Below are 14503 nucleotides of genomic sequence, written 5' to 3'. Positions count from 1 at the left end.
TCAAGGGCTGCACCGCGCAGTGCCTGTCGCAGCGCTTGCTCGGTGGTGAAGGTGCCCCGCACCGGCGCGCTGGTCAGGCCTTGCACAAGGTCTTGCTGGAAGGAAATGATCTGCCCGCTGCTGCGTGACAGGGTCAACAGCGCTTGGTCGAGGGGGCCGCTGGCGATATCAAAATCAAAAGTCTGGGCGGTCGATATCGCAGACAGCGGCTGTGCCAGCACCGCCGTGCCATGTCCCGCCAAGGTCAGGCCAATCGTCAGAGACAGTGCCGCCAGAGATGCGCGACTGAGAGGTTTGAGTTGCATGGTTGAGGTTCCCATCATTGATATGCCGTTGATGGGTTGAACAACAGATCGGGGTTTTTTATAGGCGGCCGTTAGGCTAAAAAAGCATGGGTTTATAACGGCCCGAAACAACACTCCCAGGCAGATACACCCTGGCCTGTATTGGGTTGTGCAACAGTGGCGGGGGTTTTATAGGGCTGGGAAAATTATTTTTATCGGCGCTCGATACTGACCCAATAAGGGCTGTGATAATCGATCTGCACCGGCAGGGATTTGGCCAGCAATTGCAGGGCGCCCTGGCTGTCGTCCAGCGGGAAAATCCCGCTCAGCCTCAGGCTCGCCGCCTCGGGGCTGACGCGGATGATGCCGCGCCGGTAGTCACGCAGGGCTTGCACCACTTCACCCAATGAGCGGTCACGCACTTCCAGCAAGCCGTGGGTCCACGAGGCCTCGCCGCCGCTGGCGGTTTCCAGGTCGAGGATGCCATGGGCATTGAACGTGGCTTTCTGGCCGGCACTGATCACCTGCACAGCGCCGTCGCGCGTGGTGATTTCCACCTGGGAATGCAGCATCGTGATTTGGGTTCGATCCTCGCCCTGCTGTACCAGAAACCGCGTGCCCAAGGCGCGCATGCGGCCGTGTTCGGTCTCGACGATAAACGGTCTGAGGCTGTCCTTGAAAACGTCGACCAGCAGCTTGCCGTCGAGCAACTGCAACAGCCGTTGCCGAGCATCGAAATGCGTCAGCACCTTGCTGCGCGCATCCAGGGTCAATGCACTGCCATCCTCCAGCGTGAGGTTCAGGCGCTCGCCCGTACCGGTGCGCAAGGCGCCCAACGGCAACCAGCTGTCGGACAGCCGCGTGATCAGACTTCCAAACGACACAACGCCAACCAGCGCCAGGGTATTGCGCAAGAAGCGCCGGCGGCCCGACGGTGCGTTGAGGGTGTGCAACAGGCTGTCGCGGGGCATGCGGCGCAGTTCGTCATTGTTCAGCACGGCCGGAACGCCGCCCATCATGTTGAAGATTTCGGCACGCCGTGGGTCGCCCTCACTCCAGCGACGGAACGCCTGGTGCTCCTGAGCACTGGCGTGCCCGGATTGCAGCAACGCCATCCACTGTGCTGCCTCGTCGATGATCGCCTCATCCGGCGCGCTGTGGCTCATGGCTGTGTCGTCGCCAGGTAGCAGCGCTTGAACGCATCGGCCATGTACTGCTGAACCCGGCTGACCGAGACCTGCAGGCGCTCGGCGATCTGCGCATAGGTCAAACCGTCCAGCTGGTGATACAAAAACGCCGCCTTGGCCTTGGCCGACAAACCGTCGAGCAAGCGGTCGACTTCCAGCAGCGTCTCGATCAACAGCAAACGCTCCTCGGGCGACGGGTGCACCATCATCGGCGCCTGGGCCAATGCTTCCAGGTAGGCACGTTCCAGGTCCTGGCGACGCCAGCCCTCATACATCAGGCGCCGCGCGATGGTGGTCAGCAACGCCCGCGGCTCGCGGATTTGCGAAGGGTCGGGCAATGCCAGTACCCGCAGGAAGGTCTCCGATGCAATGTCCTGAGCCCCATGGGCGCAACCCATCGCCCGGCTTACCCGCGTGCAAAGCCAACTGTAGTCACTTTTGAACATCTGCCCAATCAGACCGAAATGTGGGTTCTGATTCACACCCATTGCATGCTCCATGCGAATAAAGGCCATTCAGCCTGGCGGTTGATGAGCAATGGAAAGCCATCGCTGGAGGCGGACTTTGCATGAGGGGAGCATAGGTTAGGAAAGAATAAAAAATAACAATAGCCTGTCAAATTGGCATATGCAGAAAAATCAGATACGGGGCAGCGCCCTGGCTGTCAGGTCAGTGCGAAGACACATAGACAGAAGGCTGCGCCGGCGCTGGCAGCGAATAGGTTGCTTTCATCCATTCGACTTCAGCATGGGGTGTGCGGCCGAAGTAGCGCTTGAACTCTCGGCTGAACTGCGATGCGCTTTCATAGCCCACGTTAAAAGCCGCAGATGAGGCCGACATGTCGTCGCGGAGCATCAACAACCTTGCCTGGTGCAGACGAGTCGATTTCAGGTACTGCATGGGTGAGGAGTCGGTGACTGTTCGAAAGTGCAGATGAAAGCTGGGTACGCTCATACTCGCCTCCTGGGCCAGGCACTCGACGTCCAGCCGCTCCTGGTAACAGCTGTGTATCTTGCGAATGGCGCGGGTCACCTTTGCGAAATGGCCTTGCTTGCCAAGGGCCGCCCGCATGGACCCTCCTTGTTCACCTGCGATGATCCGGTAGTAAATCTCGCGCACCAGCGAGGGGCCGAGGATCGGGCCGTCGACCGGATGGCTCATCGCTTCGAGAAAGCGCAGTGTGGACTCGCGCAACATCTCGTCCATCGGCGAGGAATACATGCCTTTGGGACGTTCGTGGGTCGGACCGGATTTTTCGTCAATTTCCAGGATCAGTTCGCCAGCGAGTTTGAAATCCAGGCGCATGTATACCGCCAGCATCGGTTCCTCTTCGCTGGCGTCGGTTTCCATGGTGAAAGGCACTGGCACAGACACCACCAGGTAGTGCTGGGCGTCGTAAAGGTAGACCTCGTCGCCCAGATAGCCGAGCTTGCGCCCCTGGCACAGGATGACGATGCCAGGCTCGTAGAGCACTGGCGTGCGGGTCAGCGGGCGATTGGAGCGCAGAAAACGTATGTCTTCCAGTGCGCTCAGGTTGTAGCCCTCCAGGGGGGCCAACTGCTCCATCAGTTGGACCATGCGCCGGGTTCGCGCTGCAAAATGATTCATAGGCCCCTCTTGCGGTTTCACGAAGCGTGACCATCCGTAGAGCGTGTCAGTGCTTCCCATTGGTCGATGTCACGCAGGGATTGCGTCAGCTTTTCGCGCACAAAGCCTATGGCATCGCTGCCGAGCAGCAGGTGGGCCGGTGGGTTGTCGCTGGCGATCAACTGCAGCATGGCTTGCGCAGCTTTTTGCGGGTCCCCCAGTTGGTGGCCGCTTTTCGCTTCGCGCGCCTGGCGTACCGGATCAAAGCTGGCATCGTAGTCGGCGATGCTGCGGGGCGTACGCTGCATCGAGCGGCCGGCCCAATCGGTGCGAAATGAGCCTGGCGCCACGGCGGTGACAAAAATGTTGAATGGCTTGAGTTCTTTGCTCAGGGTGTCGGAGATGCCTTCCAGCGCGAACTTGCTGGCGCAGTAGTAGGCGATACCCGGCATCGTGATGGTGCCGCCCATGGACGTGATGTTGATGATGTGCCCGCTGCGGCGCTGGCGGAAGTACGGCACGAACGCCTTGGTCACGGCAACGGCGCCGAACACGTTGACGTCGAACTGACGACGCATTTCTTCCAGCGGCGACTCTTCGAAAATGCCCTCATGGCCGTAACCTGCGTTGTTCACCAGGACATCCACCGGGCCGTAGCGGGTCTCGATCTCGGCAACGACGCTGTCGATCCGCTCAAAGTCGGTGACATCCAGGATCACGCCATGAGCACGCTCCGCTGATAATGCCTCGAACGTTTGCAGCGCGGCTTCGTTGCGAACGGTACCAATGACACGGTGGCCTGCAGCCAGTGCCTCGGTCGCGAGGGCCTTGCCAAAGCCGCTGCTGATGCCGGTGATGAACAGGGTTTTGCGAGTGCTCATGGAAATTCCTCTCGGTTACTGAGTGCTAATGGTAGCCAAGCCACCGCTGGCGACCTATGCCGGATCATCTATGAGGCTTGCCTATTCCTATTCGCTTCTGCTCATACGCTCAATTGTCCCGATGTGGCTCGATTGACGCAGGCTGATGCGTGGTCCGGCCCGCCCCAGTGGGTGTCACTGAGGCGGTCGGCACCACTCCACGTTACGTCAGCCAGACATCGACCTGCCGCTCCGCGCCCTCTATAAACACCAAGGCCTCGACCTGCCCCGCCTCTATCAGGTCTTGGCTGACGCCTTTTATCAGTTCAAGCTGCGCGGCGCTGTCGACCAGCTCAACACGTGCTACCGGAGCCTTCATGGATTGGCTGGCGTCAGACTTTGCTTTGCGAATTGCAGACAGCACGCTGCTCAGGCTCATCAATAACTGTTCAACAGCCGCGTCAGGGCAAGCGTCCCCTTGCGGCCAGGGCGCCTTGTGCACTGAGCCGCAATTCCAGGATTGCCAGACCTCCTCACACACAAAGGGCAGAAATGGCGCAAACAGTCGCTGCTGCACGCTCAGCGCATGTGCCAATGCATTACGCGCCGAGTAGCCGTCGGGTCGATAGGCACGACGCTTGACCAATTCGACGTAGTCATCGCAAAACCACCAGAAGAATCCTTCGATACGCGACAACGCCCCGCTGTAGTCATAGGCCTCCAGCGCGACGGTAGCGTCCTGGACTACGCCACCCAAGCGTTCGAGCATGGCTTGATCCAGCGGTTGGTCGATATCCCCGGTGTCATCCTTCGCAAAGCCTTGAACCAACCTCGAAAGATTGAACAGCTTGACGGCCAGGCGGCGGCCGATTTTCATCTGCTGCTCTTCAAAGGCTGTGTCACTGCCGAGCCGCGCCGAGGCCGCCCAATAGCGCACGCCGTCACTTCCATACTGGTCGAGCAAGGCTTGAGGGGTGACCACATTCCCCTTGGACTTGGACATTTTCTTGCGATCAGGATCAAGGATCCACCCGGAAAGCGCGACGTTGCGCCATGGCGCGCAACCGTGTTCAAAATGGCTGCGTACCAGTGTCGAGAACAGCCAGGTTCGGATTATGTCGTGACCTTGGGGCCTGAGGTCCATCGGGTATATTTTGGCAAACAACCCATCGTCCTCTCCCCAGCCGCCGGCAATCTGAGGCGTCAGGGAACTGGTGGCCCAGGTGTCCATGATGTCTTGTTCACCGATAAACCCGTTGGGTTGACCACGCTGCTCGGGTCGATACCCAGGCGGTGTATCCAGGCCCGGATCAACAGGCAGGCTTGCCTCACTGGCGATAATCGGAGCGCCATGCTCGGCTTCGCCTTGTGCGTCCAGGCGATACCAGAACGGAATCGGCACGCCGAACGTACGTTGGCGACTGATTAGCCAGTCACCATTCAACCCCCCTACCCAATGCTCGTAACGCCTGAGCATGTGCGGCGGATGCCAGTCCAACGCCTGGCCAGCGTCGAGCAACACGTCCCTCAGGTTCGCGTCGCGTCCGCCATTGCGCAAGTACCATTGCCGCGTCGCGAGAATTTCCAAAGGCCGGTCGCCTTTCTCGAAGAACTTTACCGCGTGGTTAATCGGTCGTGGTTCATCTCGCATGGCGCCGCAGTCACGCAACATCGAAACGAGCTGCGTACGAACCTGGGATAGGGTACGGCCGGCCAGGCCTGCGTAGGCCTGTTGGCTGCGCGGAGTCGTCAACCAGGAGGGCGTCTCAAGTAACAGGCGCCCGTCCTTTCCCAGGACTGACCGTGTGGGCAGCTGCAACTCCCGCCACCAAATCACATCGGTTAGATCGCCAAAGGTGCAGACCATCGCCAACCCGGTGCCCTTGCCGGGGTCACCCAAAGGGTGGGCCAGCAGCGGAACGTCCAGGTCAAAAATCGGCGCACGCACGGTCTGCCCGAACCTCGCCTGATAACGAGCGTCGTCCGGGTGAGCCACCAGCGCCACGCATGCCATCAGCAACTCAGGTCGAGTCGTAGCAATCTTCAGTTCGGCACCATCAGCCGCGTCGAAGCCGAGTTCGTGATACGCACCCGCAACCTCGCGCTCCTCAAGCTCTGCCTGGGCTACGGCCGTCTGGAACGTCACATCCCAGAGGCACGGAGCCTCCTGGCTATACAGTTCGCCACGCTGGTAGTTACGCAGTAACGCGCGCTGACTGGCTCGTTGGGAGCGTTCATCAATGGTGGCGTATGAAAGACTCCAATCAACGGACAAGCCCAGTTGCACGAACAGTGCACGGAACGCTTGCTCATCGATGGCCGTCAGCTCATGGCACAACTCGATAAAGTTGCGCCGACTGATGACGGCAAAGTCAGCCCGTTTTAATGGAATTGACTCGGAGGGTTTGAAGCCAGGCTGGTAAGCGGCCAACGAGTCGCAACGTACGCCGTAGAAATTCTCGACCCTGCGTTCGGTCGGCAAGCCATTGTCGTCCCAACCCATGGGGTAGAACACAGCCTTGCCGCGCATCCGCTGGAACCGGGCGATGATATCGGTGTGGGTGTAGCTGAAGACATGGCCAACGTGCAACGAACCTGAGGCTGTCGGTGGCGGCGTGTCGATGGAGAATACAGCGTCGCGTTGGGCGCTGTGGTCAAAGGCATACGTGCCTTCGAGCTGCCAATGCTGAGACCAGCGTGTTTCGAGGTTTTCAAGCGAGGGGGTGACGGTTTGATCGTTTAGAACTTCATCACGTTTAACGGTGACATAGCTTCCTCCTGTCAACATCATGGGGCGCGACAACGGTTGTGCGCCGAAGCAAACTTTATATTCAATCGCCTGCGGAAAGTAAACCCCTTGAACCAGGCCATTTTTTCCACAAAATAGCGTAAAAACAGTCCGGAAGATTTCTCACATTCAACAGGTACCCTATGCACACCCCCGTCACAATCATCGGTGCTGGCCTGGGCGGTCTCATCCTGGCTCGCGTGCTGTACGTCCACGGTATTGCCGCCACCGTCTATGAAGCAGAGCCGTCGGCAACCGCACGCGCCCAAGGCGGGATGCTCGATATCCACGACTACAACGGCCAACTGGCCTTGCAGGCAGCGAGCCTGACGGACGAGTTCCGCGCGCTTATCCTGAAAGGTCGCGAGGCGACTCGGGTGCTTGATTGGCAGGGTGCCACTCTGTTGGATCAACCCGACGACGGCACAGGCGGCCGTCCCGAGGTCATGCGTGGCGAGCTGCGCAAGATGCTCCTCGATTCACTGCCCGCCGGTACAGTGCGCTGGGGCCACAAGGTCAAGAGCGTGCGCGCCCTCGGCGAGGGTCGCCACGAAGTGACCTTCGCCGACGGTACTTGCGTTGCCACCCACCTGCTGGTTGGCGCGGACGGAGCCTGGTCAAAGGTCCGGCCGCTGCTCAGCGACGCTGCCCCCGAGTACATGGGCCGCTCGTTGATCGAAACCTACCTGTATGACAGCGACGCCCGGCACCCGGCCACCTCCAGGGCGGTAGGTGGCGGTGCGATGTTCGCACTTCAACCGGGAAAAGGGATCCAGGCGCACCGTGAGACGAGCGCCACGCTGCACACCTACGTAGTGCTCACCGAATCCCAAAGCTGGTTTGCCGCCATCGATTTCACCGACACGCCAACGGCGGCGGCACGGATCGCGCAGGAATTCGCAGGCTGGTCCCCTGCCCTCACGGCGCTGATCACCGACAGTGACACCGAACTGGTCTGGCGCCCGCTCTTTATGCTGCCGGTTGAGCACCGCTGGGACCGGGTGCCGGGCGTAACGCTGATCGGTGATGCCGCACACCTTGCGGCCCCGAATGGCGAAGGCGCGAACCTGGCCATGTACGATGGTGCCGAACTCGGCAAGGCCATCGCCTCATACCCTGATGACGTCGAAGCCGCCCTGGGCGAATACGAACAGGCCATGTTCCCGCGCAGCGCGCAAATGGCTGCCGAGGGGAATGAACTGCACGAGTTGCTGTTTGGTGACGATGCACCCTATAGCCTGGTCAGCATGTTCAACGGGGCAAGTGCCTGAACAGGGCTCGGGTCAATCACACTGGAAGGACTCAAGGACGTTATAAATTTCGGCAACCACCTGCCGTGTTGCGCCCTCAATGGTTCCTTCATTCCGGCATAACACCCAGCCGTGATCCGCAACCGCTCGCTCGAACGCCTGGGTACAGGCGACATGTTCTGCCAGCGTGTGGATCACGGTACTGCTCAGTCCGCGCCGGCGTGCCGCGGCCCGTGCCCATGAAATATCAGGGTCGGTGACGACCCCGATATGCAGGTCCGGCACTTGCACGTTTCGATCAATGTTCAACTGCAGGATTTCTGCCAGCGGGACTTCCCGGCGAAACGCGGCATCAGACGGGTACCAGCGGTCGATCAGGACGATGCTGCCTGGAGGCTGTCTAGCCAGCACGTGCCGGGAAATCCACGCGCGGCTATCAGCGAAGCGTTCACAAACCTCCCACTCCAGATCCAGGCCGGGATGCCTGGCGAGTCTGTTAACGAGGGTCATTGTTTCACTTCTGAAGGGATCGCTTTTTCTCTCGCAAAGCCGGATCACCATTCTGTTGTCAGCCCTCAGCGCTTTTGTTACGGCCTCCAGCAATGTGGTTTTGCCAGTACCCTTGGGGCCATCCATGGAAACAAACAACGGACGGCCAGCCGCCTGGCTCAACACGGCTTGTCGGTCCGGCTGCGCATGGTTTCGGCGATCACCCTGGTCAGTGCAGATTGATCAAATGGCTTGGGTAAGCGCGTCAATGTGGTCTTGAGGTCCAGGGAGATTTCCGCAAAGCCTGAGGAAAGAATGATGGGAAGGTTGGGATACAACGACTCGATGTTGCCGGCAAGCTCGATCCCGGTCATGTCCGGCATTGCCATGTCTGTCACGACCAGGTCAAAGCACGCGCCTTGCGCCAGGAACGCCAACGCAGCATGGCCGTCTCCTGCCGACACAACATGATGGCCCAGGTCTTCAAGCATCGCCCCGGTGCTGATCAGCACCAGCGGGTCGTCATCTACCAGCAGAATCTCGAGGCATTGCTGATGGGCTGCATCGGGTGTATCTGCAGTTGATGCCAGCGCCGCAGACTGTGTGGTGTCGGTCACCGCCACCGGTAACCAGAGCTCAGCGGTTGTGCCCTCTCCTACCCGGCTCTTCAGCACAAAGTGGCCCTGTGACTGTGCCGCCAGGCCATGCACCATCGAAAGCCCAAGCCCGGTGCCTTTTCCCGCTCCCTTGGTGGTGAAGAACGGCTCCATGGCCCGTTGCAAGGTCGCGTCATTCATCCCGGGGCCGGTGTCGATGACAGAGATGCAAATCAGCCTTTGCGAGTCATTCGCCCCGCCGGGAAACGAATCCTCCCGCGCTGAAATCAGGATCCTGCCCCGACCTTCCATTGCGTCCCGGGCGTTGATCACCAGGTTCATCACAGCCATTTCCAGTTGGCTCATGTCGACCAATACCGGCCGCAGGATCAATGGGAACTGTGTGTCGACGTTGATGCCTGCGCCCAACATGCGGGACAGCAGGTCTGACATGTTGCGGATCAGATCGCCCACATCCACAGGCTGAGGGTCAAGCTCCTGGCGACGGGCAAAGGCCAGCATGCGCTGAGTCAGCGTTGCGCCCCGCTGGGCGCCCGCGATGGCATTATTCAGTAAGGCGCAGGTTCTCGAGTCCTGCGGGACACGCTTCTTGGCGAGTTCAAGACTCCCCAGAATCACCATCAGGAGGTTGTTGAAGTCATGGGCGATGCCGCCGGTGAGCTGGCCCAGGGACTCCATTTTCTGGGACTGGAATAACGCCTCTCGGGTTTCCTTGATCTCCTGTTGAGCCTGGACGCTTTCGGTAACGTCCCGGGTGATCTTCGCAAACCCCACCAGCTCACCCAGTTCATTCTTGATCGGGTCGATAACCACATGGGCGAGGAATCCCGTGCCGTCCTTGCGCAGGCGCCAGCCCTGCCCTTCGTAACGACCTTCCCTGACCACCGTTTCAAGGGCGCGCTGCGGGACGTTGTGGTCTACGTCCTCACGCTGGAAGAACATGGAGTAATGCCTGCCGATGACTTCTGCCGGCTGATAACCCTTGATGCGCTGGGCGCCGGCGTTCCAGGTGGTGATCACGCCGTTGGGGTCCAGCATATACAGCGCGTAGTCGGTGACGCCTTGCACCAGCAGGCTGAATTGCTGCTCGCTCTGGCGCAGCGCCTGCTCCGCGGCCTTACGCTCGGTCAGGTCCCGTGTGACCTTGGCGAAGCCAATCAACGTGCCGTCGTCGGCGCGTATCGGGTCGATGATCACCAGTGCCCAGAGACGAGTCCCATCCTTGCGGATGCGCCAACCTTCGCCCTCGAAGCGCCCTGACTGCTCGGCGCTCTTGAGTGCCCGGCCCGGCAAGTCCGAGGCCAGGTCTTCCGGGGTGTAGAACAGCGAAAAATGCCTGCCCAGCACTTCACTCTGTTCGTACTGCTTGATCTTCCTCGCCCCGGAGTTCCAACTGCGAATCAACCCGTTCGTATCAAGCATATAGATGGCATAGTCGACCACTGCGTCGACGAGCAGTCGATACCGGTCGTCCTGATTGAAAGGCCCTTGTGCAGGTGGGGATGGCATCAGGAAAGTCTCGGGACAAATGAGTGGCTTGAACCCTCAGTATGTCTAAAAAAATCCCCGGCTCACCAATTTATTCATCTGGACAGTTGTTTTGAGTCAACCGCCGCCGTTGCGCGCAAACCGTGGAATCTTCAATCCCAGGCTTTCCCGCAAGGTCGTACCTTCATAAGCCGTGCGATACACGCCGCGCTCCTGCAACAACGGGATGACCTCGTGCGTGAAGCGCTTGAACTGCTCCGGATGGCCGATGTAGATGTTGAAACCATCCACCGCGCGGGCTTCAAGCCAGTCAGCCATTTTCCGAGCGACGGTATCCGCCGATCCGACAAACGCTCCCGGGCGCAGTTGCCGCCCAAACTCCACCGCCTGGCGCAATGTAAAACCTTTCTCCCGTGCCTGATCGGCAATGCGTTTGGCCGCGGTAAAAAAGCTGCTGCGTGCCGCCTCCAGGCTCTCCTGCGGGAACGGCGCATCAAGGTCGTACTGGCTGAAATCATGCCAGCCGAAATTGCGTCCGAACTCCTTCAGCGCCAGCTCGAAACTGTGGTCGGCCTGATGGTAGTGCCGCTCGGTTTCACGCGCCTGTTCATCGGTATCGCCTACATAAATCTCGGCGCCGGGCATCACCAGCAATTGCTCCGGGTCACGGCCATGTTGCAGCGCCCTGCCCTTGATATCCCGATAGAAAGCCTGGCCCTGCTCGATGCTGGCCGCATGGGTAAAGATCACATCGGCCGTGGCCGCACCGAGGTCGCGGCCTTGTTCCGAATCGCCAGCGTGGAAGATCACCGGTTGGCCCTGGGGGGAGCGCTGGATATTCAGCGGCCCGACCACGGAAAAGTGCTCGCCCTTGTGATTCAGGCTGTGGAGTTTGGCGGGGTCGAGAAACCGGCCGGTGGCGCGGTCACGCACGAAGGCATCTTCCTCATAGGAGTTCCACAGGCCCTGCACGACCTGGACGTGTTCGGCCGCCCGGCCATAGCGGGTGTCGTAGTCATAATGTTCGTCGCGGCTGTAGTTGCCGGCGGTTCCGGCGTCGCCGCTGGTGACCACGTTCCAGCCGGCGCGGCCTTTGCTGATCAGGTCGAGTGAGGCCAGGCGCCGCGCGACGTTATAGGGCGAGTTGTAAGAGGTCGTCAGCGTACCGACCAGGCCCAGGTGCCGGGTGCTTACGGCAAGTGCCGATAACAGCGTCAGCGGCTCCAGCCGGTTCAGGTAGTGGGATGGCGAACCCGGTGTGATGAATTGGCTGTCGACGATGAACATCAAGTCGAACAATGCCGCCTCGGCCTGGCGTGCAATGTCGACGTACCAGTCGACGTTGACGCTGGCATCGGCCGGCAATTGCGGGTCGAGCCACAGATTGTGGCGGCCGGGCCCGCCGCAGCCCATGGTCAGGGCGCCCAGTTTGAGCTGTCTTTTGGTCATGTCCAACGTATTCCTTGAAGCGTTCAGGGCTGGGTTCTGGCGACGGCTGGCTGCAAGGACGCCGCGAAGGAGTCGTCGAACAGCTTGGCTGCCGGGTAAGACTTGACCAGTCCCTGGCTTGCGAAAAAGTCCACGGTCTTTTGTGCTTCTACAGGCGACTGGGCTGTCACCGGTTCGACCGTCGTGCGTGCCCGGGCAAACCAGGCGCGGGCAATGTCGGCATCTGCGCGGGTGCGTTTGGCCCACGCATCTGCATACGCGTCGGCGTTGGCCGGGCTTTGGCGCGTCCAGTCACGGGCTTTCTTCAGGCGTTGGAGAAAATCGCTGATTTGCGCACGCTTGTTATCGACGGCCCTGGTGCTGGCGGCGACGAAACTCTGGGCCGGGATCAGCCCGTCTGCGGTCGCCAATACCCGTGCGCCCTGGCGTTCCTGTTGGGTGACGTAGGGTTCCCAGGTGGCGATGACGTCGACCGAACCGCCTTCCAGTGCGTGGGAAGCATCCAGTGCACTGAGGTAGCGCAACTCCAGGGCCTCTTTCGGCACGCCCGCCTTATCCAGTGCGGTCAGCAGCAATTGCTGGCTCCAGGAGCCTTTCCAGATGGCGGCGCGCTTGCCTTTGAGGTCCGCAAGGCTGTGGATCGAGGAATCCTTTTTCACCAGGATGGCCACGCCCTCGAGGTTTTGCCGGCTGATGGCAATCACCTTGATCGGTGCGCCGAGTGCACCGAGGAACAGCACGGGCGCATCGCCGAGCAGGCCGATGTCGAGGCTGTTGGTATTGAGAGCTTCCGCCACGGGAGACCCGGCGGTGAATTGCTTCCATTCAAGGGTGTAGGGCAGATCATCCAGCACCCCCGCCGCTTCCATCACCGCCTGGGCGTTGTAGCTTTGGTCTCCGACCACCAGCGTTTGCGCGTTCGCGGTCAGGCACAGCAGCGAGGCGGCCAACCCGGCCGCCAGTTTTGTCAGGTAACGCACGTTCGTCTCCAGATGCCTTCTCAAGCATTGAAAGTCGATCCGCGCGTGCGGTCTCGGCAGTGTTCGTAGGGAGGGCTACGATGAGGGGCTGACGGCTGCATGTAAAATACCTATAACGCATAACCTAATTCGATATTAATGCGTTAAATGCATTTTTGTGGGTGGTCGGCGCGCACGGACATTGCGTACCCGCCTGCACCACCTACACTGATTTGAATTCGGCGACTCTCGCGCCATTTTTTCAGCCGTATGGCCCGATGCCCGCGCACTCATTGCTCAACAAATAAAGCAGTTAACCAACTGATTAATCAGAGTAAATATGAAAGAGCAGCCTCGGCAGCTTGCATCGGCACCGCAACCAGTGGCGCACAGCCGCGCCCTTTTTCGACCACCCCACCTTCTGGCTCCGTTGAGCCTGCTGTGCATCGCCCTCGCCGGCTGCACCGTCGGGCCCGATTTCGCGCGTCCTGAGGTGCCGGCGAACGCCGATTATTCACGAGAAAAACTCACCTCCACCGCCAAGGCCGATATCGACACCGGCGGTGCGGCGCAGCGGTTGATCGCCGGGATGGATATTCCCGGGCAATGGTGGACGCTGTTCCGCTCACCGGAACTGAACGCGCTGGTGGAGGAAGCCTTGCGCGCCAACCCGGATGTCACCGCCGCCCAGGCGGCATTGCGCCAGGCCAACGAGCTGGTCTATGCCGACCAGGCGTCGCTGTTTCCCTCGGTGAGCGGCAACGTGCAGAAGGCCCGCGAGAAAGTATCGGGCGTCACCTCGGGCCTGCCGGAGTCGCCGATTCTCACGGTGAGTTCGGCGTCGCTGAGCGTGTCCTACGCCCCGGATGTGTTCGGCGGCACGCGCCGGCAAATTGAATCCACCTCGGCCCAGGCCGAGTACGAACGCTTCCAGTTGGAGGCGACCTACCTCACGTTGACCTCCAATGTGGTGAACACCGCAGTCAGCCTGGCCTCTATACGCGACCAGATCGCCGCCACCGAAACCATCATTCGGCTACAGAGTGATCAGCTCGACGTCCTGCAGGCGCAGCGCCGGCTGGGTGCGATCGGTGACACCGACGTGCTCACACAGCAGACCGCGCTGGCGCAAACCCGTGCCACCTTGCCGCCCCTGCAAAAGCAGTTCGCCCAGACCCGCAACCAGTTGATGGCCTACCTCGGCCGGTTTCCCAACCAGGACCGGGACGAGCGCTTCAACCTCGCCTCCCTGCACCTGCCCGAAGAACTGCCGCTCAGCCTGCCTTCGGCCATCGTTGGCCAGCGGCCCGATGTGCGTTCCGCGCAGGCGCAACTGCATCAGGCCAGTGCCAATATCGGCGTGGCCGTCGCCAATCAGTTGCCCCAGTTCAGCATTACCGGGTCGGTGGGCTCCACGGTGGCCAGCGGGACCAAACTGTTTTCGGCGGGCAGTGGGGTCTGGAGCCTCGCCGGGTCGATCACCCAACCGATCTTTGATGCCGGCGCACTCGAACATCGCAAACGCGCTGCCGTGGCCGCCTATGA

General features: G+C 60.6%; 12 protein-coding genes. 2 read left to right on the top strand and 10 right to left on the bottom strand.

Annotation, left to right across the window (positions count from 1 at the left end; genetic code table 11):
• The 6 genes from HX846_RS06495 to valS form a co-directional block, all read right to left on the bottom strand.
• A partial coding sequence (locus HX846_RS06495; protein ID WP_218645400.1) for an STN domain-containing protein occupies nucleotides 1-305 on the bottom strand: 305 nt, incomplete at its 3' end.
• A 191-nt stretch (nucleotides 306-496) separates the two neighbouring features.
• On the bottom strand, nucleotides 497-1450 hold the full coding sequence (locus HX846_RS06490; RefSeq protein WP_178965160.1) for a FecR domain-containing protein: 954 nt from the start codon (nucleotides 1448-1450) through the stop codon (nucleotides 497-499).
• Nucleotides 1447-1959, bottom strand: coding sequence for a sigma-70 family RNA polymerase sigma factor (locus tag HX846_RS06485; RefSeq protein WP_178965159.1), 513 nt, complete (start codon nucleotides 1957-1959; stop codon nucleotides 1447-1449). Before HX846_RS06485 ends, HX846_RS06490 begins: the two co-directional genes overlap by 4 nt.
• Nucleotides 1960-2140: 181 nt before the next feature.
• The gene (locus HX846_RS06480; RefSeq protein ID WP_003217685.1) at nucleotides 2141-3079 is read right to left on the bottom strand and encodes an AraC family transcriptional regulator; all 939 of its coding nucleotides are present in this window, start codon (nucleotides 3077-3079) and stop codon (nucleotides 2141-2143) included.
• Nucleotides 3080-3096: 17 nt separating this feature from the next.
• Entirely contained in the window at nucleotides 3097-3939 is an 843-nt protein-coding gene (locus HX846_RS06475; RefSeq protein WP_003217687.1) for an oxidoreductase, read from the bottom strand.
• 202 nt (nucleotides 3940-4141) lie between these two features.
• Nucleotides 4142-6721 carry a valine--tRNA ligase gene (gene valS, locus HX846_RS06470; protein WP_256739784.1) on the bottom strand — a complete coding sequence of 860 codons (2580 nt, stop codon included), beginning with the start codon at nucleotides 6719-6721 and terminating at the stop codon, nucleotides 4142-4144.
• Between the two features lie 128 nt (nucleotides 6722-6849).
• On the opposite strand from valS, the gene HX846_RS06465 reads away from it, so the two are divergent.
• On the top strand, nucleotides 6850-7977 hold the full coding sequence (locus HX846_RS06465) for an NAD(P)/FAD-dependent oxidoreductase (RefSeq protein WP_178965158.1): 1128 nt from the start codon (nucleotides 6850-6852) through the stop codon (nucleotides 7975-7977).
• Nucleotides 7978-7989: 12 nt separating this feature from the next.
• Here the strand turns inward: HX846_RS06465 and HX846_RS06460 are convergent, their stop codons facing one another.
• The 4 genes from HX846_RS06460 to HX846_RS06445 form a co-directional block, all read right to left on the bottom strand.
• On the bottom strand, nucleotides 7990-8592 hold the full coding sequence (locus tag HX846_RS06460; protein WP_177042145.1) for a dTMP kinase: 603 nt from the start codon (nucleotides 8590-8592) through the stop codon (nucleotides 7990-7992).
• A 32-nt stretch (nucleotides 8593-8624) separates the two neighbouring features.
• Nucleotides 8625-10571, bottom strand: a complete 1947-nt coding sequence (locus HX846_RS06455) for a PAS domain-containing sensor histidine kinase (RefSeq protein WP_178965157.1) — start codon at nucleotides 10569-10571, stop codon at nucleotides 8625-8627.
• Nucleotides 10572-10667: 96 nt separating this feature from the next.
• A complete protein-coding gene (locus HX846_RS06450) occupies nucleotides 10668-11999 on the bottom strand; it encodes an LLM class flavin-dependent oxidoreductase (protein ID WP_178965156.1) in 1332 nt (443 codons plus the stop codon).
• A 23-nt stretch (nucleotides 12000-12022) separates the two neighbouring features.
• Nucleotides 12023-12979: an ABC transporter substrate-binding protein gene (locus HX846_RS06445; RefSeq protein ID WP_177022807.1), complete on the bottom strand. Its 957-nt coding sequence runs from the start codon at nucleotides 12977-12979 to the stop codon at nucleotides 12023-12025.
• Nucleotides 12980-13388: 409 nt separating this feature from the next.
• Here HX846_RS06445 and HX846_RS06440 point away from each other — a divergent pair.
• Nucleotides 13389-14503, top strand: a 1115-nt coding sequence (locus HX846_RS06440) for an efflux transporter outer membrane subunit (protein ID WP_256739783.1), incomplete at its 3' end; no start/stop codon positions are given.

This window comes from Pseudomonas sp. K5002 (genome assembly GCF_013386655.1).
Classification (GTDB): domain Bacteria; phylum Pseudomonadota; class Gammaproteobacteria; order Pseudomonadales; family Pseudomonadaceae; genus Aquipseudomonas.
This window is presented reverse-complemented; position numbering and strand designations above follow the sequence as displayed.

What these genes read in the sequence shown, in the direction of transcription:
- HX846_RS06485 (WP_178965159.1), bottom strand. Translation starts at nt 1,959, where the DNA reads ATGGGTGTGAATCAGAACCCACATTTCGGTCTGATTGGGCAGATGTTC.
- HX846_RS06490 (WP_178965160.1), bottom strand. Translation starts at nt 1,450, where the DNA reads ATGAGCCACAGCGCGCCGGATGAGGCGATCATCGACGAGGCAGCACAG.
- HX846_RS06455 (WP_178965157.1), bottom strand. Translation starts at nt 10,571, where the DNA reads ATGCCATCCCCACCTGCACAAGGGCCTTTCAATCAGGACGACCGGTAT.
- HX846_RS06480 (WP_003217685.1), bottom strand. Translation starts at nt 3,079, where the DNA reads ATGAATCATTTTGCAGCGCGAACCCGGCGCATGGTCCAACTGATGGAG.
- HX846_RS06465 (WP_178965158.1), top strand. Translation starts at nt 6,850, where the DNA reads ATGCACACCCCCGTCACAATCATCGGTGCTGGCCTGGGCGGTCTCATC.
- HX846_RS06450 (WP_178965156.1), bottom strand. Translation starts at nt 11,999, where the DNA reads ATGACCAAAAGACAGCTCAAACTGGGCGCCCTGACCATGGGCTGCGGC.
- HX846_RS06475 (WP_003217687.1), bottom strand. Translation starts at nt 3,939, where the DNA reads ATGAGCACTCGCAAAACCCTGTTCATCACCGGCATCAGCAGCGGCTTT.
- HX846_RS06460 (WP_177042145.1), bottom strand. Translation starts at nt 8,592, where the DNA reads ATGGATGGCCCCAAGGGTACTGGCAAAACCACATTGCTGGAGGCCGTA.